Annotated in this window: 23 protein-coding genes, 1 tRNA gene and 1 pseudogene; 13 read left to right on the plus strand and 12 right to left on the minus strand. The window is 65.4% G+C overall.

What is annotated here, in order from left to right:
* Positions 1-37 precede the first annotated feature (37 nt).
* The gene (locus DXT68_RS11150; RefSeq protein WP_052677658.1) at positions 38-1,675 is read left to right on the plus strand and encodes a DUF2510 domain-containing protein; all 1,638 of its coding nucleotides are present in this window, start codon (positions 38-40) and stop codon (positions 1,673-1,675) included.
* Between the two features lie 98 nt (positions 1,676-1,773).
* On the opposite strand, the gene prfB is transcribed toward DXT68_RS11150, so the two are convergent.
* Positions 1,774-2,883: a peptide chain release factor 2 gene (gene prfB, locus DXT68_RS11155; RefSeq protein WP_045253474.1), complete on the minus strand. Its 1,110-nt coding sequence runs from the start codon at positions 2,881-2,883 to the stop codon at positions 1,774-1,776.
* 107 nt (positions 2,884-2,990) lie between these two features.
* Here prfB and DXT68_RS11160 point away from each other — a divergent pair, with 107 nt between their 5' ends.
* Positions 2,991-4,223, plus strand: a complete 1,233-nt coding sequence (locus DXT68_RS11160) for an MFS transporter (protein ID WP_045253475.1) — start codon at positions 2,991-2,993, stop codon at positions 4,221-4,223.
* The gene (locus DXT68_RS11165; protein WP_052677659.1) at positions 4,220-4,771 is read left to right on the plus strand and encodes an NUDIX hydrolase; all 552 of its coding nucleotides are present in this window, start codon (positions 4,220-4,222) and stop codon (positions 4,769-4,771) included. Before DXT68_RS11160 ends, DXT68_RS11165 begins: the two co-directional genes overlap by 4 nt.
* A gap of 49 nt (positions 4,772-4,820) precedes the next feature.
* On the opposite strand, the gene DXT68_RS11170 is transcribed toward DXT68_RS11165, so the two are convergent.
* From DXT68_RS11170 to DXT68_RS11205, 7 genes are all read right to left on the minus strand, one after another.
* The gene (locus DXT68_RS11170; RefSeq protein WP_045253476.1) at positions 4,821-5,060 is read right to left on the minus strand and encodes a hypothetical protein; all 240 of its coding nucleotides are present in this window, start codon (positions 5,058-5,060) and stop codon (positions 4,821-4,823) included.
* A 147-nt stretch (positions 5,061-5,207) separates the two neighbouring features.
* A complete protein-coding gene (locus DXT68_RS11175; protein ID WP_174233207.1) occupies positions 5,208-5,615 on the minus strand; it encodes a pilus assembly protein TadG-related protein in 408 nt (135 codons plus the stop codon).
* Complete coding sequence (locus DXT68_RS11180; RefSeq protein WP_244268150.1) at positions 5,615-6,049, minus strand: TadE family protein; 435 nt, start codon at positions 6,047-6,049, stop codon at positions 5,615-5,617. The genes DXT68_RS11175 and DXT68_RS11180 overlap by 1 nt, the downstream gene beginning before the upstream one ends.
* Positions 6,039-6,443 (minus strand): TadE/TadG family type IV pilus assembly protein, encoded by a 405-nt coding sequence (locus tag DXT68_RS11185; protein WP_045253564.1) that lies wholly within the window; start codon positions 6,441-6,443, stop codon positions 6,039-6,041. The genes DXT68_RS11180 and DXT68_RS11185 overlap by 11 nt, the downstream gene beginning before the upstream one ends.
* Positions 6,444-6,967: 524 nt before the next feature.
* On the minus strand, positions 6,968-7,906 hold the full coding sequence (locus DXT68_RS11195) for a type II secretion system F family protein (RefSeq protein ID WP_045253479.1): 939 nt from the start codon (positions 7,904-7,906) through the stop codon (positions 6,968-6,970).
* Positions 7,903-8,760: a type II secretion system F family protein gene (locus DXT68_RS11200; RefSeq protein WP_045253480.1), complete on the minus strand. Its 858-nt coding sequence runs from the start codon at positions 8,758-8,760 to the stop codon at positions 7,903-7,905. Before DXT68_RS11200 ends, DXT68_RS11195 begins: the two co-directional genes overlap by 4 nt.
* A complete protein-coding gene (locus DXT68_RS11205) occupies positions 8,757-9,947 on the minus strand; it encodes a TadA family conjugal transfer-associated ATPase (RefSeq protein WP_045253565.1) in 1,191 nt (396 codons plus the stop codon). Before DXT68_RS11205 ends, DXT68_RS11200 begins: the two co-directional genes overlap by 4 nt.
* Before the next feature lie 123 nt (positions 9,948-10,070).
* Between DXT68_RS11205 and DXT68_RS11210 the strand changes: the two genes are divergently transcribed.
* Positions 10,071-10,152 (plus strand) — tRNA-Leu (locus DXT68_RS11210).
* A gap of 66 nt (positions 10,153-10,218) precedes the next feature.
* Entirely contained in the window at positions 10,219-10,989 is a 771-nt protein-coding gene (locus tag DXT68_RS11215; RefSeq protein WP_045253566.1) for a DedA family protein, read from the plus strand.
* Positions 10,990-11,022: 33 nt separating this feature from the next.
* On the opposite strand, the gene ku is transcribed toward DXT68_RS11215, so the two are convergent.
* Positions 11,023-11,877 (minus strand): non-homologous end joining protein Ku, encoded by an 855-nt coding sequence (ku, locus tag DXT68_RS11220; RefSeq protein WP_045253481.1) that lies wholly within the window; start codon positions 11,875-11,877, stop codon positions 11,023-11,025.
* A 58-nt stretch (positions 11,878-11,935) separates the two neighbouring features.
* Between ku and ligD the strand changes: the two genes are divergently transcribed.
* Entirely contained in the window at positions 11,936-13,915 is a 1,980-nt protein-coding gene (gene ligD / locus DXT68_RS11225) for a non-homologous end-joining DNA ligase (RefSeq protein WP_045253482.1), read from the plus strand.
* 3 nt (positions 13,916-13,918) lie between these two features.
* Here ligD and DXT68_RS11230 read toward each other — a convergent pair whose 3' ends face one another.
* Positions 13,919-14,839 (minus strand): cation diffusion facilitator family transporter, encoded by a 921-nt coding sequence (locus DXT68_RS11230; protein ID WP_045253483.1) that lies wholly within the window; start codon positions 14,837-14,839, stop codon positions 13,919-13,921.
* A gap of 187 nt (positions 14,840-15,026) precedes the next feature.
* On the opposite strand from DXT68_RS11230, the pseudogene DXT68_RS17435 reads away from it, so the two are divergent.
* From DXT68_RS17435 to DXT68_RS11250, 7 genes and pseudogenes are all read left to right on the plus strand, one after another.
* Positions 15,027-15,122: pseudogene (locus DXT68_RS17435) on the plus strand (hypothetical protein); the annotation flags it as partial.
* A 21-nt stretch (positions 15,123-15,143) separates the two neighbouring features.
* Positions 15,144-16,112: a tyrosine-type recombinase/integrase gene (locus DXT68_RS11235; RefSeq protein WP_162829120.1), complete on the plus strand. Its 969-nt coding sequence runs from the start codon at positions 15,144-15,146 to the stop codon at positions 16,110-16,112.
* A gap of 184 nt (positions 16,113-16,296) precedes the next feature.
* Entirely contained in the window at positions 16,297-17,118 is an 822-nt protein-coding gene (locus DXT68_RS16945) for a helix-turn-helix domain-containing protein (protein ID WP_156149262.1), read from the plus strand.
* A 234-nt stretch (positions 17,119-17,352) separates the two neighbouring features.
* Entirely contained in the window at positions 17,353-17,820 is a 468-nt protein-coding gene (locus tag DXT68_RS16950; protein ID WP_156149263.1) for a hypothetical protein, read from the plus strand.
* The gene (locus DXT68_RS11240; protein WP_045253485.1) at positions 17,817-18,245 is read left to right on the plus strand and encodes a hypothetical protein; all 429 of its coding nucleotides are present in this window, start codon (positions 17,817-17,819) and stop codon (positions 18,243-18,245) included. Before DXT68_RS16950 ends, DXT68_RS11240 begins: the two co-directional genes overlap by 4 nt.
* 197 nt (positions 18,246-18,442) lie before the next feature.
* Complete coding sequence (locus DXT68_RS11245; RefSeq protein ID WP_156149264.1) at positions 18,443-18,652, plus strand: hypothetical protein; 210 nt, start codon at positions 18,443-18,445, stop codon at positions 18,650-18,652.
* Positions 18,653-18,872: 220 nt separating this feature from the next.
* Entirely contained in the window at positions 18,873-19,433 is a 561-nt protein-coding gene (locus DXT68_RS11250; protein ID WP_045253487.1) for a recombinase family protein, read from the plus strand.
* Between the two features lie 18 nt (positions 19,434-19,451).
* Here the strand turns inward: DXT68_RS11250 and DXT68_RS11255 are convergent, their stop codons facing one another.
* Together DXT68_RS11255 and DXT68_RS11260 are read right to left on the minus strand one after the other, a co-directional pair.
* Entirely contained in the window at positions 19,452-20,198 is a 747-nt protein-coding gene (locus tag DXT68_RS11255; RefSeq protein WP_045253488.1) for a TIGR02391 family protein, read from the minus strand.
* A gap of 352 nt (positions 20,199-20,550) precedes the next feature.
* On the minus strand, positions 20,551-20,907 hold the full coding sequence (locus DXT68_RS11260) for a hypothetical protein (protein WP_045253489.1): 357 nt from the start codon (positions 20,905-20,907) through the stop codon (positions 20,551-20,553).
* Between the last annotated feature and the right edge of the window lie 37 nt (positions 20,908-20,944).

Raw genomic sequence — 20,944 nt, forward strand, 5'->3', positions numbered from 1 at the left:
CATGCCGTCCGCGTGGACGCGACTCCGAGGGGGAACCATGACGACGCCTGCAGGCTGGTACGACGACGGATCCGGCCGACAGCGCTGGTGGGACGGCGCCCAGTGGACCGAGCACTTCGCTCCCCTGGCCGACGACGCACCCGCGGCTGACACGACCGGCAGCGATGTCACCGGCAGCGATGTCACGGGCAGCGATGCCGGAGCCGTCGAGACCGCTGCGGCCGCGCGCGACGAGGCCCCGCATGACGCTGCCGCCGCCGAGACCGCAGACGCGATCGGCTCGGTCGCCGCTGTCGAGAGCCAGTCCTGGAACACCCCGGCCCCGACCGACGCCGACGACGTCGAAGCCACCTCGGATGCCGCCTCCGCCGACGCGGGCTCCGCTGATGCTGCTCCCGCCTACGGATCCGACACTACCCCCGCGTACGACGCCACACCTGCGCACGACGCCACACCTGCGTACGACGACACGAACGCCGCATCCGGATCCGACGCGGGCGAGCCGGCCGCGACATGGCCGCCCACCGACACCGCCGCGGCTGCCGGCACGGACGCTGACAGCGGCACCGAGGTCAGGAACGAGAATGCGCCCCAGTGGCCGGATCAGGGCTTCGCCGCTCCGGGTGCCACTGCTGCCGCCACTCCCCCGAGCGATCCGGGGTCGCCCTACGGACACCCCGCCCCCTCCTACCCGGGCGCCGGAGCCTCCTACCCGGGCGCGGCTGCTCCGGAACAGCCGCAGCAGTACCAGGGCGCACCCGGATATCCCCAGACGACGCCCGGCTACCCCCAGACGACGCCCGGTTACCCCCAGACGACGCCCGGCTACCCCGGCGCATCCGCGTACGCTCCGCCCGGCCCGGCCTACGGGGCAGGCGGCGGCTATCCCGCCGCGTACGGCAGCCCGGCTCCCGTCGAACCGCCGCGCCTGTCCATCGTGGGCGTGGTCGGACTCGCGATCGCCGGCCTCGGCACGATCCTGTCGTGCATCCCGGCGACCTTCGTCTTCGGCTGGATCCTGCTCGCCGCCGGCTTCATCGTGTCGCTGATCTCGATCTTCCTCAAGGGCAAGAAGTGGCCGGGCATCGCCGGTCTCATCCTGTCGGTCGTCGGCACGATCCTCGCGGTCGTGGTGGCCATCGTGTTCGTGACGTCGAGCGTCGCCCAGGCCGTGCGCGACCTGCCGACCACGCCGCCGTCCAGTGACTCCGACACCGGTACCGACCCCGGCACCGACGAGGGTACGGATCCCGGTACCGACGGAGGCACCGGCCCCACCGACGTGGTCCAGGGCGAGATCGGCTCTCCCCTCACGATCACGCAGATGTCGGGTACGAGCGAGGTCACGGTCAACTCCGCGACGTGGGCGACCGAGGACGGCTCGAGCATCCCCTCGACCAACGGCGGGTACGTGATCCTCGATGTGACCTTCACGGGCGTATCGGGCACGAGCTACGTCAACCCGTTCTACTTCGCACTCACGACCGCCGAGGGCACCGAAGGCACCTACGACTACTACGTCGACGGCATCGTGGCGGAGGAGCTTGCTGAAGGCGACACCGTCTCGGGCAAGATCACCTTCGACGTCGCCAAGAGCACCGCGTACCGGATCACCTTCACGGACGAGCTGCTGCAGGACGTCGCGAGCATCCGGTTCACCGCGTCCGAAGGCTGACCGACATACGAGACGCCCGGCGATCATCATGATCGCCGGGCGTCTCGTGTATGCGGGGCTCCATGCCGGACGAGGTCACTCCTCGTCGCCGCACGCGGTCAGTCTTCGTCCTTGCGCTTGCGCCAGCGGATTCCGGCCGAGATGAAGCCGTCGAGGTCGCCGTCGAACACGGCGGCAGGGTTGCCCGACTCGTGTCCGGTGCGCAGATCCTTGACGAGCTGCTGACCGTAGAGGAAGTACGAGCGCATTTGGTCGCCCCAGCTGGCCGTGATGGTGCCGGCGAGCTCCTTCTTCTTCGCAGCCTCCTGCTCCTTCTGCTGCAGCAGGAGCCTCGTCTGGAGCACGCGCATGGCGGCCGCACGGTTCTGGATCTGCGACTTCTCGTTCTGCATCGAGACGACGATGCCGGTCGGAAGGTGCGTGAGACGCACAGCGGAGTCGGTGGTGTTGACGGACTGACCGCCCGGGCCCGATGAACGGAACACGTCGACGCGGATGTCGCTCTCGGGGATGTCGACCTCGGTCGCCTCCTCCATGAGCGGGATGACCTCGACCGCGGCGAACGACGTCTGCCGCTTGTCCGCGGAGCCGAACGGGCTGATGCGCGCGAGGCGGTGCGTGCCGGCCTCGACCGACACCGTGCCGAACGCGTACGGGGCGTCGATCTCGAACGTCGCCGACTTGATGCCCGCGCCCTCGGCGTACGAGGTGTCCATGACCTTGACGGGGTACTTGTGGCGTTCGGCCCAACGCAGGTACATGCGCATGAGCATCTCGGCGAAGTCGGTGGCGTCATCGCCGCCGGCGCCGGAGCGGATCGTGATGATCGCCGATCGCTCGTCGTACTCGCCGTCCATGAGCGTCTGGACCTCGAGCTGGTTGATCATCTCGGTGAGAGCGCTGAGCTCGGCGCGCGCCTCGACGGCCGACTCCTCGTCACCCATCTCGTTCGCGAGTCCGACCAGCACCTCGAGGTCGTCGAGCCGCCGGCCGATTCCCTCGACCCTGGCGAGCGCGGACTGCCGGTGGCTCAGCGCGCTGGTCACCTTCTGTGCGCGTTCGGGGTCGTCCCAGAGGTCCGGCGCACCGGCCTCCTCACTGAGGCGGGCGATGTCGGAGCGGATGGCCTCGACGTCGAGGACCTCGCGAATGTCACCGTAGGTGAGTCGCAGGGCCTGGATGTCGGCGGAGAGATCGAGTTCGAGCATGTCGGGACCAGCCTAACGTGCCGCCTGCGCAGGCGGGGACGGCGTCGAACGGGAGTAGCGTGAAACGAGTGAGCAGCGCATCGACGGTCCTGAGACGATTCGGGCCGATGGTGTACCTCCCCACGGTGCTCTTCTCCCTCGGTGAGGGAGCGGTGATCCCGCTGATCCCCGTGATCGCCGCGCGCATGGGAGCGGATGTGGCTTTCGCCGCGCTGGTCGCGTCGGCGCTCGTGGTGGGACAGCTGTGCGGCAATCTGCCCGCGGGATGGGCGGTGTCGCGCATCGGAGAGCGGTTGACGATGGTCATCGCGGGAGTGATCGCGATCGGGTCGGGCGTCGGCATGGTCTTCGCTCCGACACTCGGCGTGCTGGCGGCATCCGTCTTCCTTCTCGGCTTCTGCGCCGCAGCGTTCGGCCTCGCACGGCACGCATTCATGACGACCCGCGTGCCGATCGCGTTCCGCGCGCGGGCTCTGTCGCTGCTCGGCGGGAGCTTCCGTCTCGGCGTCTTCATCGGCCCGTTCGTCGCGGCCGGGCTGCTGCAGCTGTTCGGTGCCGAGTCCGCCGCGATCTGGTTCTTCCTCGGGTGTCTCGTCGTCATGGTGCTGCTCGTGCTGCTCGGCCCGGATCCCGAGAAGACGATCCCGGTGACGACCGCCCTGCGCACGGCTCCGCTCGCGCCGGACTCCGGCGAGGCCGTGAGCGGAGCGATCCCCACGGCGGAGCGGGCGGGGATCTTCCGCACGATGTGGCAGCAGCGCAGCGTGCTCGGGCGTCTCGGACTCGCGGCGGCGTCGCTGTCGGCCGTCCGGTCCGCGCGACAGGTCGTGTTGCCGCTGTGGGGCCTCTCTCTGGGGCTCGACGCCTCGACCATCGCGCTGGTGGTCGGCATCTCCGGCGCCATCGACTTCGCCCTCTTCTACGCGAGCGGCCAGGTGATGGACCGCTTCGGCCGGCTGTGGGCGGCCATGCCGGCGATGGTGTTGATGGGCTCGGGGTTCCTCGCGCTGTCGCTGACTCACGATCTCGACTCGTCCGTGCTGTGGTTCGGCATGTTCGCCGCGGTGCTCGGAGTGGGCAACGGACTCTCCAGCGGCATTCTGCTGACCCTCGGGGCCGACGTCGCACCGAAGAGCGAGCCGGCCGCGTTCCTCGGGTCGTGGCGCACTCTGACGGATGCCGGAGGGGCCGTCGCGCCTCTCATGGTCTCGGCTGTCACCGCGCTCGCCTCGCTGCCGATCGCGGCTGCCGTCGTCGGCGTGATCGGTCTGGTCGGCGCCGGTGGGTTCATCCGCTGGATACCGCGGTTCGTGCCGCGCGCCAGGGAGGAGCGACCATGAGCGTGCTGGGTGCCGATCTGCACCGCCTGGTGGACGGCGCAGCCGTGTCGTCCGAGCGGGAGCGCGCCGCCCGAGAGGACTTCGCGACGTTCTTCGCCGACGATGACGGGCCGGTGTCGCGCGACGACGGCCCGCGTCACGCGACGGCCTCCGCGTTCGCCTTCGATCCGACGCTCACGCGCACGCTGCTCGTGTTCCACGGCAAGGGGCGGTTCTGGGTGCAGCCCGGCGGCCATCTCGAGCGAGGCGACGCATCGATCACGGATGCCGCGCTGCGCGAGCTGCAAGAGGAGACGGGGGCCGACCCTGCCCCGCTCGGTGATCGGTTCATCTACGACCTCGACCACCACGCACTGTCGTCGGCGTTCGGTCGTTGCGCCTCGCATCTCGACATCGGCGTCGCCGTCGTGGTGCCCGATGACGCGCCGCTCCGACTGAGCGACGAGTCCGAGGATGTGCGCTGGTGGGCGCTGGACGCGCTGCCGACCGACGTTCCGCACGGTTTCGAGGAGCGCGTGCACCGCCTGCGCGATCGTTTGGCTGGCTGAGCTCACCGCAGCGCCGTCCGGCTCGTCGACTCCAGGCGTGAGTGCAGGACTAGCGGGTGGGAGCGTCGGCCAGATCGAGTGTGCGCCTTCTTCTGCGGATCGCTCGGTCCACGGCGAGGACGATCACGATGAGCACCCCGGTGCACGCGCCGATGATCCATGGATCAATAGATGTGACGAGCGCGAGTACGACCGAAACGACAATCAGGATTCCGGGCAGCCAGGTGCGCAGAAGGGGCGCGCTGCTGCTCCTCGGTCTCGCACTGGGGCGCGACGTGTTCAGATTCATCTTGCGTTCCTCACCAGGGGCGGCTCTCTTTCACCCATCCCCAGGATCGCCGATCGAGGACGAGCCTCGTGTGTGCGACGTGGACATCCGTGCTCTATCTCGGTATTTCGATTTCGATGGCCTGCGCGATCGTATGGCTGGCTGAGCTCACCGCAGCGCCGTCCGGCTCGTGCCCGTCGATTCCAGGCGCACGCCGTCGGGGACGAAGGAGGAGATGAGCGGTGGATGCCAGTCGATCGTGATCGTCACGCGCGCCGAGATGCCGTCCGGTGTCGTCGCAGATTCCCGTACTGCACCACCGGGCATCGCGGACAGCACCTCATCGACCTGCTCGCGGACGCCCTCGTCTGTGAGCACCGCTCGTGCACTCTCGCCCTCGACGACCAGGGTGAAACCATCGGCTCCGGCGAGCGCGGCGGAGTCCGCGAGCGCGTCGAGGCGCTTCTGGGCCAGGTAGAGATCGGTGGCGCAGACCGTCACGAAGATGAGAGCGAGGGCGAGCAGCGCATACCCGAGAGTGAGCAGAAGAACGCTGCCGTCCTCGCGGGTGCGCATCACTCCGCACCCCACAACCGCGAGATCTTCTGCACCGCGACGCCTTCCACCGGCACGGACGCGGCCTCGCGAAGCCCGAGAACCTCAGGCACGAGCGGCAGCCGCACCTCGGTCGCGACGGTGACCGTGATCGTCGCTCCTGCCGAGGGGCATGGGACGCCTTCCGGGTCGCACGTCGTCGCCACCGAGATAGCATCCGCATCGATGCCGTATTGCGCCGAGATGTTCGCGATCACCTGATCGCCTCGCGCCCCGGCCGCCGCCGCGTCGGGCGCATCCGCGATGATCCGAGCCGTATGTCGCGCGGCGGCCTCGACCCCCATCGACTGCTCCTGGATGGCCCCGAGTGCGAGGATCAGGTATACGAGCGGCACGAGGAGGAGCACTCCGACCGTGATGAACTCCAGTGCTGCCGAGCCGTCGTCATCGCTCATCGAAGGATTCCTCCGGCGCATGGGATTCCACCTCCAGAGCCAGCGGGATGCCGAGGAGACCGATGACGGGCAGGGTCGTGCGGATCCGCAGATCGACCGTCGGGTATCCGTGCGCGGTGGAGCGCTCGACGGTCACTTCACCGGCGTACGCATCGCCGACCACTCGGGTGATGCCGTCGCGTGCGCGTTGCGCGCCGTCCTCGAGGGTCGTATCGGCGAGGGCGGCGTAGTAGGCGCCTTCGACCGCGGCATCGTGCACCACGTTGCGGACGTACACGGCGAGCGCCAACTGCAGCACAGCGAGCGTCAGCACGGTGAGAAGTGTGCCCACGAGCACGAACTCGACGGGACTCGAGCCCCTGTCATCTCCGGTGCGACGCGGGGTGAGGGCCACCCGGACCACCTCAGATCCCCGACACCCTCTGAATCGCCTGTTCGAAAAGCGCGCTGAGCGCCGGCCCGGCGACCGCCCAGATGAGAACCACCAGACCGGCGGTCATGAGGGTTACGAGCACCCAACCCGGGACATCGCCCCGCTCGTCCTCGAAGAGATCACGACTCCGCTCCGCAGCACGGTGCCCCCAGGCGTGAACTCGATCAGAGGCGGAAACGCCGACAGCACCCGCAGTACCGTGCGCCTCCCGGACCCGGCCCGACTCGAACGGGCGACCACCCTCGACAGGCTGCGGGTTGGGCACACCCTTACCGGGTAGATGCGCCTTGGGCGGGCTCGATTGCACGGTAGCAGAGACGCTCGCGCCTCCAAAGAGGAGACTCTGGTTCTGACATAGGTGGAATGGAGCGAGCACCCACCCCGGGACGTCGCCCCGCTCGTCCCGCAGCAGCGTCGGAGATGCGGCGTCCGCGATTCCTGATTCGTCTCGTGTGATGTTCATGACGTCCTTTCGTCGTGTGCGCTCAGCCGATGCCGAGGCGGAGGATGAAGAGTCCCGGGTAGATGGCGAAGAGCACGGAGAGCGGCAGGATCAGGAACACCAGCGGCAGGAGCATCAGGATCTCTTTGCGACCCGCCTGCTCGATGAGCACTCGTTTCGCGTCGCCTCGGGCGTCGCCGGCCTGAGCGTGCAGCACAGCCGAGAGGGGCGCGCCGTGTTCGAGGGCGGCGACCACCTGATCGATCGCCCGGGTGAGGGCCGGCATCTGCACGCGCGCACCCATCTCCACCAGAGCATCGGCGAGCGGCGATCCCGTCCCCACCGCGAGGACCACGCGACGTAGTTCCGCGGGGAGCTCGCCCGATCCGATCGCTGCAACGCGCCGCACCGAGTCCAGTAGTCCCTCACCGGCCGCGAGGCAGAGGGCGAGGAACTCCAAGACGGTCGGCAGCTCGTCGGTGAGTCGTGCGCGCCGCGCGGCCACCCGTGCGCCGAGCAGCACGTCGTAGCCGATGCCGGCCGCCGCTGCGGCGAGCGCCGGCAGCACGACGAGTGGAGGGCTCATACGGGCGGACACGGCGAGCACGATCACGCACACCGCTCCCACGGTGAGGCCCGCGAGGATCCAGCCGAGCTGTCGTGCTCGGAAGGTCGCGGGCTCCAGCATCGACCCTGCTTGAACGAGACGGCGCCGCAGAGCCTCTGTTCCGCCGAGCATCCGCTCGAACGTCGTCAGCGCACGGATCCAGATTCGACGGTCGCTCACCGGCAGCACCCCGACCCTGGGAAGGACGATCGCAGGCAGATCCTCATCCGCGACGACATCGCGCACATAGGGCGCGATCCGCAGGGTGAGCGGCGATGCCGACCATCGCGGCACCGCAGCGAGCACGCACAGCACTCCCGTGGCGAAGACTCCCCCGCCGAGGACGGCGACAGCCAGAGCGGAGAACGCACTCACCCGAACCACCTCCTCGACTCGGACAGCCGACCGATCCTGATCATGATGCGGAAGGCGATCGCCGACACGGCGGCCCCGACGCAGATGACGATCATGCCCTCGGCGGTGGCGTACGCAGCCGCGCCCTCGGGCCGCAGCACCAGCAGCGCGAGGATCACCCAGGGCGCCACGGTTCCGAGCACGGCGGCCCCACGAATCCACGACTGCCGGGCTTCGACTTCGCCTCGCAGTGCCGCATCCACCCGCACCGACGAGGAGAGCGAACGCAGCACTCCCCCGAGCTCGGTACCGCCCACCTGCCTCGCCATGCGCAGAGTCTCGATGATGCGATCCGCGATCGGATCCGCCAACGCGCTCTTCAGGCGATCGAGGCTGGTGTCGAAGCGCCCGGTCGCCCGCATGTCTCTCGCGAACACGGCGAACGCCGGCCTCATCGTCACCGGTGCCGACTCCGCAAGCCCCGCGACCGCGTCCGGCAGCGGCAGCCCGACCCGGATCGACGCGATCAGCAGATCGCAGACGTCGGGCCAGAGCTGTCGCCGCAGCCTGCGCAACCGCATCCGCCGCGACCTGAGGAAGACGATCGGCGCCAGCGCTCCCGTCAGGCCTGCGAGAACCGCCAGCACCGGTATCGCCGTTGCCAGCCATGCCGCGGATGCCGCGGCGAGTGCGATGAGCGCGGAGATCGCCAGCAGCGCGCGGGCCGTGGTTCCGCCGAGACCCGCCTCCTCGAGGAGGCGGAGCGAGCGACCGCCGCGCCGGCCCGCCTCATCTCGCTCGCGCGACGGCCAGAACCACGGCGAGAGGCACAGCAGAAGTCCTGCAGCGAGCAGCGCGCCCAGCAGTACCGTCACAGTGCCCCACCGACCCGCCGCAGGTCGGCTCGGCGCCACGTCGCGGTCCGCGCCCCGTCTGCTCCCCCGTACACCGATCGCGCGGTGATCTGCCCGTCGACCACTTCGCCGGTGAGCGCGAGGACTTCACGCACGCGCCGCACTCCCGAACCGTCGCGCTCACAATGCACGACGAGGTCGACCGCCCCGGCCAGCGCGGGGACGAGGAACGAGCGCTCGATGTTCCGCCCGGCGAGCAGGGGCAGCAACGTGAGTTTCTCGAGGGCGTCTCGGGCGGAATTCGCGTGCACCGTGGCGGCGCCCGGCACACCCGTGTTCAGGGCGAGCACGAGGTCGAGCGCCTCCGCATCCCTGACTTCGCCGACGACGAGACGATCCGGACGCATCCGCAGTGCTTCCTTCACGAGCCTGCGCAGGGAGATCTCCCCCGTTCCTTCGAGACTCGCCTGCCGGCTCTGCAGCGCCACGACGTCGGGTCCCGTGACTGCGAGCTCGAACGTCTCCTCCACGGTGATCACGCGCTGCACCTCGACACAGGATGCGAGCAGCGCACCGAGCACCGTCGTCTTCCCCGCGTGGGTCGCGCCCGAGACGATGACGGTCTTGCCTGCCCGCATCGACATGCCGAGGAAGTCAGCGAGATCGGCGGTCAGAGCGCCGTCGGAGACGAGTGCATCGAGCGTGCGGTATCGCGGCAGGAACTTCCTGATGTTGACGGACCACGAGCCCCGTACGACATCGGCGATCGCGACGTGCAGCCGTGACCCATCGGGCAGGGAGGCATCCACGAACGGCCGGCTGATGTCGACACGGCGGCCCGTGGACTGCAGCATCCGCTCGACGAGATCGCGCACCTGCGACTCGGTGAGGTGCAGGTCGACGCGCTGGGCCACCCCTCGTCGGGCGACGTGGACGCTGTCGGGCCCGTTGAGCCAGACCTCCTCGATCTCGGGGTCGTCGAGCAGCGGCTGCAGCGCTCCGAACCCGTTCACCGCGGCGAGCACGTCGCGCACGCACCCCGCCTCGTCGTCGATCAGGGTCCCGCCACGAGCGAGGGCCGCGTCGTTGAACCGTCGCACTTCGGCGAGCGCGACGCCGTGCGCCGTCTCCGCATCGAGAGTGGGGTCTGTGCCCTCAGCGCGAAGGCGCTGCCGGACGCGTTCGGAGACGAGGACGGTCGGCTGCATCACCCGAGCATCCTCGCAAGGATCCGCCTCGGGCCGTCTGAGTTATCCACAACCACAGCAGCGCACCTGCGGGCGGATCCCCAGCATCGGCGGATGCCTCGATCAGTAGACTGATTCCACCGCGCGGGAGTGGTGGAATTGGCAGACACGCAGGATTTAGGTTCCTGTGCCCCAGGGCGTGTGGGTTCAAGTCCCACCTTCCGCACCGATCAGTCGCATGCCGTGCGGCCGACGACGTGACCGCCGCGCAGCGCACTACGACGGGAAATCCATGCATCACGCCGCTCTCATCCCCTGGCTCGACCCCGCCACGATCATCGGCTCGGCCGGCCCGTGGGCACTGCTGGTGGTGTGCTTCATCGTCTTCGCCGAGACGGGCCTGCTCATCGGGTTCCTGCTGCCGGGTGACACGCTGCTGGTGATCTCCGGACTGCTGTCGCACCCGATCGCCGGTTCCGAGCACGGGGTCTTCGGCCTCAACGTGTGGATCGTGGCGCTGCTCATCGGCCTCTCTGCCTTCGTCGGTGGTGAAGTGGGGTATCTGATCGGACACAAGGGCGGGCCGGCAGTCTTCGAACGCAAGGAATCCGGCCTCTTCAGCAAGAAGAACGTCGAGCGCACGAACGCGTTCTTCGAGCGTTTCGGCGGCATCACCGTCATCCTGGCCCGCTTCGTACCGATCGTCCGCACGTTCGCGCCGGTCGCGGCCGGCGTCGGTCACATGCCGTGGCGGCGCTACTCGCTCTACAACCTCATCGGCGCGATCCTCTGGGGCTTCGGCCTCACGATGTTCGGCTACCTGATCGGCTTCATCCCCCCGGTCGCCGAATTCGTCGAGAGCTACATCGATCTGATCCTCCTCGCGGCCGTCGGCGGCACCGCGCTGATCACGCTCTACCACTACCTGTCCGAGCGCCACAAGGCGAAGAAGGAGCGCGAGGCCGGCCACGGCGAGACCGATTCTGCAGAAGCGCAGGAACTCACGCTCGACGCCGAGGTCTTCGACCGGGCTCCCGACCTCGACGGCGACGGGAAGCACTGATCAGCGTCAGCTGACAGAAGGCGGGCTGAGGACTCAGCCCGCCTTCTTCTTGCTCGGGGCCTTCTTCGTCGTACTGGTCTTCTCGGCGGGTTCCGATCGAGCGGCCTTCGTGCGCGCGACGCTCGCGCGCAGGGCCTCCATGAGGTCGATGACCTCTCCGCTCTTGGCGTCGCCCTCGGCCTCGCCGAACGTCTCCGACACGTCGAAGGTCTCGCCGGCCTCGATCTTGGCGTCGATCAGCGTGCGCAGCTCCTGCTGGTACTCGTCGACGAACGAGGCGGGGTCGAAGTCGGCCGAGTAGCTGTCGACGAGGGATGCCGAGAGCTCGAGCTCCTTCTTCGAGATGCGCACATCCTCATCCAGCGACGGGAACTCGGCCTCGCGCACCTCGTCGGCCCACAGCAGCGTCTGCAGCACCAGCACCTTGCCCCGAACGCGCAGCGCGGCGAGCCGCGTCTTCTGTCGCAGCGTGAACCGCACGATCGCGGTGCGGTCGGTCTGCTCGAGCGTCTTGCGCAGCAGCACATAGGCCTTGGGCGACTTGGAGTCGGGCTCCAGGTAGTAGGGCTTGTCGAGCGTCAGCAGGTCGACCTGCTCGGACGGCACGAACTCGACGACATCGATCTCCCGGCTCTTCTCTGACGGCAGCGCGGCGAGATCCTCCTTCGTGAGAACGACGGTCTGCCCCTCCTCGACGTAGGCGCGGTCGATGTCGGCGTACGCGACGATCTCGCCGCAGACCTCGCAGGTGCGCTGGTAGCGGATGCGACCGCCGTCCTTCTCGTGCACCTGATGCAGCGGCACATCGTGGTCCTCGGTGGCGGAGTACACCTTGACGGGCACGTTGACGAGGCCGAAGGTGAGCGCACCCTTCCAGATGGTTCTCATGGCACCAGTGAACACCAGCAGCAGTCGCGGGGGCCAGAGGCTTGACTACGCTGGCGTCATGGTTGCGGAGGCGCAGAACGTGCAGATCGACGGGCGTCGACTGCGCGTCACCAACCTCGACAAGGTCGTGTACCCCCAGACCGGCACCACCAAGGGCGAGATCATCGCCTACTACACGGCGATCGCGCCGCATCTGCTCCCGCTGCTCGAGGGCCGTCCGGTCACACGCAAGCGCTGGGTCGAGGGCGTCGGGACCGCGGATCACCCCGCAGACTCCTTCTTCACGAAGCAGCTCGAGCCGGGGGCGCCCGAATGGATCCCGCGGCGGGAGATCCGCCATTCGGAGGGCCCCAAGGAATATCCGCTGGTCGACGACGTGCCGACCCTCGTCTGGCTCGCGCAGGTCGCCGCGATCGAGCTGCATGTGCCGCAGTGGCGTTTTGCGCACGACGGTTCGCCGGGGAACCCCGACCGCCTCGTGCTCGACCTCGACCCCGGCCCGGGCGTCGGCCTCGCCCAGTGCTCCGAAGTGGCCCGCATCGCCCGTGCACTGCTCGCCGACATCGGTCTCGACCCTGTGCCCGTCACCAGCGGCAGCAAGGGCATCCACCTCTACGCCGCCCTGCCCGGTGCGCAGACCAGCGACGAGATCTCCGCCGTCGTCAAGGAAGTCGCCCGTCTCATCGAGACCGAGCACCCCGACCTCGCCACGAGCACCATGGCCAAGGCCGCCCGAGGCGGCAAGGTGTTCCTCGACTGGAGCCAGAACAACGGCAGGAAGACCACCATCTCGCCCTACTCGATGCGCGGGCGCGCACAGCCGTGGGTGGCCGCGCCCCGCACCTGGGACGAGCTCGAGGACCCCGACCTCGCGCAGCTCGACTTCGCGACGGTGATGGAGCGGGCCGCATCGGGCGTGGATCCGATCGCCGCGCTGCGCCCGAACCCGGCCTCGAGCGCGACGGCTGCGGACAAGTCCGCATCCGATCGACCCGTCACCGCCGAGCGACTGGCTCCGGCCCGTCACCGCGCGAGACTGTCCGCGGCCGCGAGTGCGCCGGCATCCGCTGCTCCGGCCTCGGTGTCCCCGATGCTCGCGGAGAACGGCACGCCGGCGATCGCCCGCGGCCTCAGCTCACCCTCCTGGGTGGAGGTGAAGTGGGACGGCATCCGAGCGATCGGCACGTGGGCCGACGGACGGATGCTGCTGCACGCCCGCAGCGGCACCGACATCACCGCCCGATATCCCGAGCTCACCGCCGACGGCGCACCCTTCCTCCCCGTCGGCGACGCGATCGTCGACGGCGAGATCGTGGCGTTCGACCGACAGGGTCGCCCCAGCTTCTCGCTGCTGCAGAACCGGATGCACCTGACGCGTCCCCGCGAGATCGAACGCGAAGTGGTGCGCACGCCGATCGTGTTCATGGTCTTCGATCTGCTTCGTCTCGACGGGCATGACCTCAGCGCGATGCCTCTTTCCCAGCGGCGCACCCTGCTCGACGACGTGATCGCCGACCTCGATGCGCCCGTGCAGGTGCCGCCGGTGTTCGACGACGTCGATGCCGCACTCGCGGCCAGCGCGGAGTTCGGTCTGGAGGGTGTCGTGGTCAAGGATCCCGCCTCCCGGTACCGGCCGGGGCAGCGCTCCCCCTCCTGGCTCAAGCTCAAGCACACCCGCACGCAGGAGGTCGTGATCGTCGGCATCCGCCCGGGCAGAGGTGACCGCGAGGCGACCTTCGGCTCCCTGCTGCTCGCCGTGCCCGATGCCGGCGACCTCCGCTATGTCGGGCGCGTGGGCACGGGTTTCAGCGACCGGATGCTGCGAGACCTGCTCGCCCGGCTCGCACCGCTGCGCATCGATGCGGCACCGCTCGACGGCGTGCCCGCACTCGACGCGTCCGACGCGCTGTGGGTGGAGCCCGAGGTGGTCGGCGAGGTCGAGTTCGCGAACTGGACGCCTGACGGCGTGCTCCGCCACTCCCGTTGGCGCGGGCTTCGTCCCGACAAGTCGCCCGCCGAGGTCGTCGTCGAGAGCTGACGATCAGGCGTGGTGCGGCTCGCAGTCCGACTGCTCCGCCGGCTCGATCTGGAAGGTCGAATGCTCGACGTCGAAATGATGCGCGAGGCACGACTGCAGGTCGCTCAGCAGCTTCGCCGAGCGTCCGCCCGCAAGCAGCGCGGCATCGACACTGACGTGAGCACTGAACACCGGGGCACCCCGCGTCAGCTGCCACACGTGCACGTCGTGCACCCCGACGACGCCGTCGTAATCGAGCAGATGCTGACGGATCTCGCTGACTGCGGTTCCCGCGGGTGCCGACTCGGACAGAACCGAGAACACCTCGCGCAGCAGGGCGATGGCCCGCGGGATGATCAGCACGGCGATCATGATCGAGGCGATCGCATCGGCGGGCATCCAGCCGGTCGTGACGATGATGATCGCGGCGATGATCACCATCGCCGAACCGATCAGGTCGCCCATCACCTCGAGATAGGCGCCGCGGACGTTGATGCTCGTGCGCTGCGCGCGACTGAGCAACCACATCGAGATCGCGTTCGCGACGAGACCGACGACCGCGACGACGAGCATGAGCCCTCCGACGACCTCGGTCTCGCCCGGGTCGATCAGGCGCCCGACGGCCTCGATCCCGACCCATCCGGCGAGCAGGATCAGGATGATCGCGTTGATCAGCGCCCCGAACACCTCGGCACGCTGGTATCCGAACGTCCGGCGGTCGTCGGCCGGTCGTGCGGCGACCGCCGCGGCGATCAGAGCGATCACGAGTGCCGAGGCGTCGGTGAACATGTGGGCGGCATCGGCCAGGAGAGCGAGCGACCCGGTGAAGATCGCACCCACGACCTGCACGAGCATGATGGTCGCGGTCAGGCTCAGCGAGATCGCCAGAAGACGGCGATGACTCGCAGAGCGGATGCCGCCGGCAGCGGGCGCATGATCGTGCATGTCTCCAGGCTAGACCGGCCACCGTGCCGTTCGGCGGGTCTCCGCCCAGTCGGGAATGGTGATGAAAATCGGTCTCACCAACAAGCAGTAGGGCAAGCGAGCCGACGTGGGCACACGTGCCCAAAGTTGATGGTCACGAGGACTGAACAAACGGCTTCCTGAGGCGTATGAGAACTCAGGAGGAACGATGGAACAACCGAGGCAGTTGGCATCAGGCAGATGGCAGGCACGCGTCACAGGGCCGGATGGGAAGCGGCATAGCGCTGGCACCCATCGGAGCAAGCGGAAGGCTCAAGATGCGCAGGTGTCGAAGCTTGCCGAGCTTCGGAAATCGTCTCCAGGTGAGGTAGCAGAGCCGATCCGGTTCGACACCTACGCGGAGGGGTACCTGTGGACTCGACGGCCAGGAGAACCCGGTGCTCTCGCTCCCATGAGCTACTACAAGGAGCAAAGGCGACTGGCGATCCTGAACAAGACGTTCGGCCACCTCGCGCTTCACGAAATCACCTCGATGCAGGTGCGTGGTTGGTGGAACGCTCACAGCACAGCCCGAAGTGCACGCAGAGACACCTACCGCCTGTTGAAGACCATCATGACGCTGGCAGTCGATGACGAATTGATTACTCGTAACCCGTGCAGGGTGAAGAACGCAGCCAAAGACGTATCGCAGAAGCGCCCGACCTTCACTGAGTCGGACGTGGCGAAGCTGTACTTCTCAACAGACGAAGTGCAGACACGTGGCCTTCTGACTCTGTTGAGCGGCACCGCCATGCGGATAGGCGAGGCGGTAGCACTTGACTGGGAAGACATCAGCTTCTTTGATGCCACAGCCAACGTCCTTCGCCACCTGACTCCTAAGGGTATGAGAACGGGAACAAAGACCGGCGAGGAGGATACAAGGCACCTGGCACTCCCCACATGGGTCTCAAAGGAGCTAGAAGCCCTATATGCGCTCCGATCAGAGCAGGGCGAGGTAACCGGCGCTGTATTCAACAATCAGCGCGGAGGAAGGCTCTCAGTCGATAGCGCGGAGAGAATATTCCGGAAGCTCAGGAAGGTTGCTGGCCTGGAGGAAATGCACCTCCACGATTTGAGGCACATAAGCCTGACAACGTATGGCCGTCAACCCGGCGTCACACTTGCGGACATTATGGCAAGAGGTGGTCACAAGTCGGAGCGAATCGCCATGAGGTACCAACATACGGACTCCGAGCGAGATCGACAGATGGTATCCACCCTGCCCAATCCTATGGCCGCCGAACACCAAAAGTAGATTGCTCCCAACTTTTACAATCGGCGTGAAGCCGCGTATAAGCGATAGTAGGTTATAGCGGATTGTCGGAAAGCCGCGTCACCAGCGTGATGCCCTATCGTCAGCGTCGTTTTCTTCTTCATCCGCGCGATAGGGCATCACCATTCCTCCGACAGGAATGTAACCGAATAGATAGAAGAAGAAAATGACCTACAAGTCAACCCCAATCAAGTACAACATCGGTGACCGCATGAAAAAGGGCACCTTTGAATCCTTCATTCGCCACTTTCCCAACCAATGGCTCCGTAGCGCGGGGGAAATTCTAGGCGATCAGTACAAAACTCTTGACCGATTGTCGTTCTACGCCGTAGCCCATGCACTCATAGAAGTTGGTGACTTCAAGACCGGCGAGAACTTCCGGCTGTCGCAGCTTGCAATCGCTGATATCTCGGGAGCATCTCCTAAGACTGTCCGTCGCGTCTTGAGCCTGCTGGAGAAGACAGGGGCCATCCGGGTCGTAGCCGAATCCAAGAGGCCAGGGGGTGGAACGCCAGTTAAGAACTACACGTTGGTGTACTCCGAACACGTCCACCAAGTCGTGACCATCCGTGACCGAAATCTCGATCGAGACCTCTGGAAGAGATCAGACAGAAGCGCACTAGGTAGCACAACCCCAGTGCAGTGGGTAGCACAACCCCACCCAGTGGGTAGCACAACCCCACCCAGTGGGGAGCACAACCCCACAATAGGAATGTCCATGAATGTAGATACGAATGAGTCGGTCACTTCTGTTCCCTCCTCTGCGTCTACCGTCGCTCAGCCTACGGCTAGCGACGACGCAGGAGAACAAGAAAATAGGGAAAAGAAGATGCCTACCGTTGAAGAACTCACAGCTGGTATGGAACCTGTCTTCACAGACGACTTCAAGGTGCCTTTGGTGGAGAGGTCTGGATCAAGAAAGATTGAGTTCTTGGAACCACGTCTACACGATGACATCAAACTGAATGATATTCTTCGTGGCTTCTAGGAATCCTTCTCAGTACCTTCACGCAATCGCAGACGTTCTCGTTTCGCTATCTTCGTACGATAGTAGATAGTGCGGGCGGGGAACATCGAATTAACCGCCTACCACCTTTGTTCGGGGTGGGAGAGAGCGGCGTCCTTGACGGGTATCGAGCGCCGCTCTCTCCAATAATTACAAGGGAACTCCATGGGCAGAAGAAACACAGTAGCTACGCATCCTCAACGTGCGCGCATAGACATGATGCTGGATGATGGTGTCTCCTATGCCGAAATTGTACGCACGGTGGGTGGCACGAGTTTGGGAAGTGTTGGGCGCTATGCTTTGTCACGAAAAAGTGAACTCGCACGGCTGGTTGATGACGAGCCTGGCGTTACTCACATTCTCAGCAGACTCGTAGAACTGGCCGAGCACGCTAACTCTCTCCGCCGCCAGTCCAAGTTGACAGGCTCTCCCGTCCAACAGATAAGAGCGATCAAGAGCGAAGCCGAAATTCTCCAGCGGATTCTCGAAGAGCTTAGGGTCGATGACCTTGGTGTGGCCGAAGCCCTGAACGAAAGCCAGGCTCTCGTGTCGGCTCTCAAGATTTTTCTCACGCAGTACCCCGACTCTGCGAGTGACCTCATCGAGGTCTTCCGCAGCACCCCCGAGCTAGAAGAACTAGCGACGGCCCTCAGCGCCCGCACCAACAGAAGGACGACCTCATGACCGACAACACAGTGACTATCACTATCCTCCGAAGCGGATTCACAGTTCCTGACTTCGAGCAGACCAGGCCGAACTACAGTTCAGGTCGCGTGGCATACCGTGGGGAAGTTCTCACGTTCAGCCCCGAGGCCGTAGAAGCTACCCGCGATGCTCTCGGCTCCACGTGGTTGGACCTGGATGAAGAGCAGCAAATTGCTCGCTGGGGGCACCGTAACTTCGTCCTGGGAAATCAGGTCGAGGCCGAGAGCATCCGCTGCATAGCCGAAGATGACATCTCAGTGATGGCAAAGCTCCGAGACCAGGCGATCAAGAGGGCAGATCTGATCAGCGATCCTGAAGCCCGCAGAGCGGCACACGTAGCCATTAGAGAACGCTTTGGCGCTCCACAGAGCAGTCAACGCACGTTGCAGTCATGGGAGGTCTGACATGGCGCTCAGGACAGCACGTAGTACCGCAGATCAGCGCCTAGCCCTCCTCAAGCTGCACGATGACCTAGAAGCAGCGCTAGAGAGTCTTCCGGGGCGTTTCTGGATGACCCGTGACCTAGAGGCGTCGTACAACTCCGTCCTTCATCACCTTGAGCGATGGGCGGGCTATGAAGTCGATCAGAAAGAAGTTGAAAATGACTGACACACCAGACGATGCCATGTTCATGGCAAAGATCAGGTCTTCCCTCTCCAACCAGAACACGGACTCAGCCCGCGCCCAAATCGAGCACGCCCCCAAGCAGTGGACAGCAGCCGAGGAAGCTGAACTGGCCCGCCGACTACACGGAGACGCTGAGGCCCGCATCGCGAAGCTGATCGAGGATGCCAACAACGGTCGCATCTAGAGAATCTTCCCGTGTCGGTCCTAGGACGCCGCACGGGACCGGCCCTTGATCCCGGCCAACCAGACCCCGCACGGACCCCAACCTGTGCGGGGTTTCGGTGTCTCAAAAACGAAGGCTGGGTGAGAGTGTCCGCCGAGACCTTCTACAACAAGAATCTGCAACTCAAAAATATCTCTCACAACTGCTTGTTAAGACAGATGGGTTTTGAGAGTATTGAGACATGAGCCGCTACGCCTACATCCGCACATCCATGAAGGATCAGAATGCTGACCTCCAATGGCTGAAGATCAATGAGCTTGACGGGATCAAGCGTGTGTACGCCGATGAGGGAGTGAGCGGCACCCTGGCATCCCGCCTTGAATGGGACAAGCTCATAGACCGACTAGAAGAGGGTGACGAGGTAGTGGTGTGGAAGTTCGACAGGATCGGACGCAACACCATGAACGTCCTGGAGGCCGTCAAGACGATCACCGATAAGGGGGCCACCTTTCACAGCATCACCGAGAGGATCGACACCTCAGGGCCGATGGGACAGGCCATGCTCACGATCATGGCGGCCTTCGCTCAACTGGAGCGGGACACCATCGCTGAACGTACTCGTGCAGGTCTAGAAGCAGCACGAGCAAAGGGCAAGGTGGGTGGCCGTCCCTCAGTCGTGGACCCCAAGAAGCTCGCCACCATCAAGAAGCTAGTGTCCTCCGGGGACCACAGCCGTGCGGACATCGCGAGGATGGTAGGCGTCTCCCCCGCCACCCTGTACCGAGTGCTACAGACTCTCTAAGGGCGACTGTATGCCGACTTAAGCGGAGACAAGGTCACATCGATCTATCCATCGAGCAAGGATGCTGAGGGTTGCAAGTTGCTCTAGTGCCTCTTGCCTTTCCATATCCTCCGTCGAGTGGGTCGCGGGGTTGCGGATTGCTGAGAACACCCCCTGCGAGAGGTTGAGGATCCCTACTCTCATCGCCTTGACCGTGAGGTTGGTATCGTCACCTGGCCAGCGAAGCCGGGGCTTGTTGCGCTGAGGCTCGCTCAGCGAGAAGGTTTGCGACATGAGGTCGTTGTCCGAGACATCTGTGCGTCCTGTGATGTCTTGCACGTGAGCATTCAAGAACGTAGCCGCCCGTTGGACGGCGTCCGAGTAGTGTCCGGAGTCCCACCTCTTAGACGCGGCATCCCATACCAACGGGTGCAGTGCGTCAGCCTGCATAGTCGGCGCACTACTGCCGATCATTGCCCGAGTCTCAGCATCGTTGCGGAGGCGACCAATCGCGTAGGTAGCAAGCTCGATCCCGCCTACGACATCGTAATAATTGCCACTGCTCGTACTCAGGATCTCAGGAGGCGTCTTCAAACCGAGTACGTGCTTCAATACCCGGCGCACTTGGTCTTCTTTGTCCCTGAGCACCGGGAAGGAGTCGTGCTCACCCGAAACGAACGCGTAAGTCACTGTCCGCCGACTACCGGGGTCAACGTTCGTCGCGCGCGCAGCGTTCGCCGTCTTGCTCCACCACTCCAACAGGTCGATGACCTTCTCAGTGTCCATGACCGCACTTTATCTGCGAGCGCAGACTTAGAGCTTCAGCTGACAGCAATCTCGCTCTGCCGCGAACTCACGCAGTGGAGGTGCACCAGGGAGTCATAGCCGCTTTAGCGATCCTCGCTTGAGCGGTAGCCCTGGTCCTCGATGATCTGCTCTGCCTCATCGCGGTCGGCTTGCCATACCGCCCGATGTACGGGTGACTCCCCTTCTCGGCTAACCACCCCGGCGCGGACACCGAGATCGGTGTACCCCATAGGAAGCTCTTCGGAGTACTCTCCGTGACGCGGACCACCTTCAAGTCTGTATCCCATGGAGCAACAGTAGCCTGCCACCCCAACCCCGGGGCGCATGTCGCCTAGTGGCCGTTATCGATGCGCCTGGCCTCTTCTGGAATCGAATCAACAACCCACCAAAGGAGCGTGAGAAGGCCGAGATCCGCATCGTCCGCAAACCCGTACTTCCTCTCAGCGTCGATCGCGTTTGCCGCGCTCGCCAGAGAATGCGTAATCCCTTCCGCACGGTCAGTCGTTGCCAGATGCTCCAGGAGCGAAACGTCTATCCCCGCATCCCGCCCGAGTCCGATGAGGAACGGAAGCAGTGTGTGCGCCTCAGCCTGATCGGAGACTTCGGAAACACTGGGCTGCCGAACACCTGCACCAAGAAGCTGGATGGTGAACGTCTGGACATGAAGAAGATCGGTAACTCTAGCCATGCGGACAAGCTAGCGCAGACATCGACTTCGAGGAACA

The sequence above is a fragment of the Microbacterium foliorum genome, assembly GCF_003367705.1.
GTDB classification, from domain to species: domain Bacteria; phylum Actinomycetota; class Actinomycetes; order Actinomycetales; family Microbacteriaceae; genus Microbacterium; species Microbacterium foliorum.

Bases quoted from the DNA above. Each gene is read 5' to 3' on its own strand.
- DXT68_RS11150 (WP_052677658.1), top strand. From the start codon at position 38: ATGACGACGCCTGCAGGCTGGTACGACGACGGATCCGGCCGACAGCGC.
- prfB (WP_045253474.1), bottom strand. From the start codon at position 2,883: ATGCTCGAACTCGATCTCTCCGCCGACATCCAGGCCCTGCGACTCACC.
- DXT68_RS11160 (WP_045253475.1), top strand. From the start codon at position 2,991: ATGGTGTACCTCCCCACGGTGCTCTTCTCCCTCGGTGAGGGAGCGGTG.
- DXT68_RS11165 (WP_052677659.1), top strand. From the start codon at position 4,220: ATGAGCGTGCTGGGTGCCGATCTGCACCGCCTGGTGGACGGCGCAGCC.
- DXT68_RS11170 (WP_045253476.1), bottom strand. From the start codon at position 5,060: ATGAATCTGAACACGTCGCGCCCCAGTGCGAGACCGAGGAGCAGCAGC.
- DXT68_RS11175 (WP_174233207.1), bottom strand. From the start codon at position 5,615: ATGCGCACCCGCGAGGACGGCAGCGTTCTTCTGCTCACTCTCGGGTAT.
- DXT68_RS11180 (WP_244268150.1), bottom strand. From the start codon at position 6,049: ATGAGCGATGACGACGGCTCGGCAGCACTGGAGTTCATCACGGTCGGA.
- DXT68_RS11205 (WP_045253565.1), bottom strand. From the start codon at position 9,947: ATGCAGCCGACCGTCCTCGTCTCCGAACGCGTCCGGCAGCGCCTTCGC.
- DXT68_RS11215 (WP_045253566.1), top strand. From the start codon at position 10,219: ATGCATCACGCCGCTCTCATCCCCTGGCTCGACCCCGCCACGATCATC.
- ku (WP_045253481.1), bottom strand. From the start codon at position 11,877: ATGAGAACCATCTGGAAGGGTGCGCTCACCTTCGGCCTCGTCAACGTG.
- ligD (WP_045253482.1), top strand. From the start codon at position 11,936: ATGGTTGCGGAGGCGCAGAACGTGCAGATCGACGGGCGTCGACTGCGC.
- DXT68_RS11230 (WP_045253483.1), bottom strand. From the start codon at position 14,839: ATGCACGATCATGCGCCCGCTGCCGGCGGCATCCGCTCTGCGAGTCAT.
- DXT68_RS16945 (WP_156149262.1), top strand. From the start codon at position 16,297: ATGACCTACAAGTCAACCCCAATCAAGTACAACATCGGTGACCGCATG.
- DXT68_RS16950 (WP_156149263.1), top strand. From the start codon at position 17,353: ATGATGCTGGATGATGGTGTCTCCTATGCCGAAATTGTACGCACGGTG.
- DXT68_RS11240 (WP_045253485.1), top strand. From the start codon at position 17,817: ATGACCGACAACACAGTGACTATCACTATCCTCCGAAGCGGATTCACA.
- DXT68_RS11245 (WP_156149264.1), top strand. From the start codon at position 18,443: ATGACTGACACACCAGACGATGCCATGTTCATGGCAAAGATCAGGTCT.
- DXT68_RS11250 (WP_045253487.1), top strand. From the start codon at position 18,873: ATGAGCCGCTACGCCTACATCCGCACATCCATGAAGGATCAGAATGCT.
- DXT68_RS11255 (WP_045253488.1), bottom strand. From the start codon at position 20,198: ATGGACACTGAGAAGGTCATCGACCTGTTGGAGTGGTGGAGCAAGACG.
- DXT68_RS11260 (WP_045253489.1), bottom strand. From the start codon at position 20,907: ATGGCTAGAGTTACCGATCTTCTTCATGTCCAGACGTTCACCATCCAG.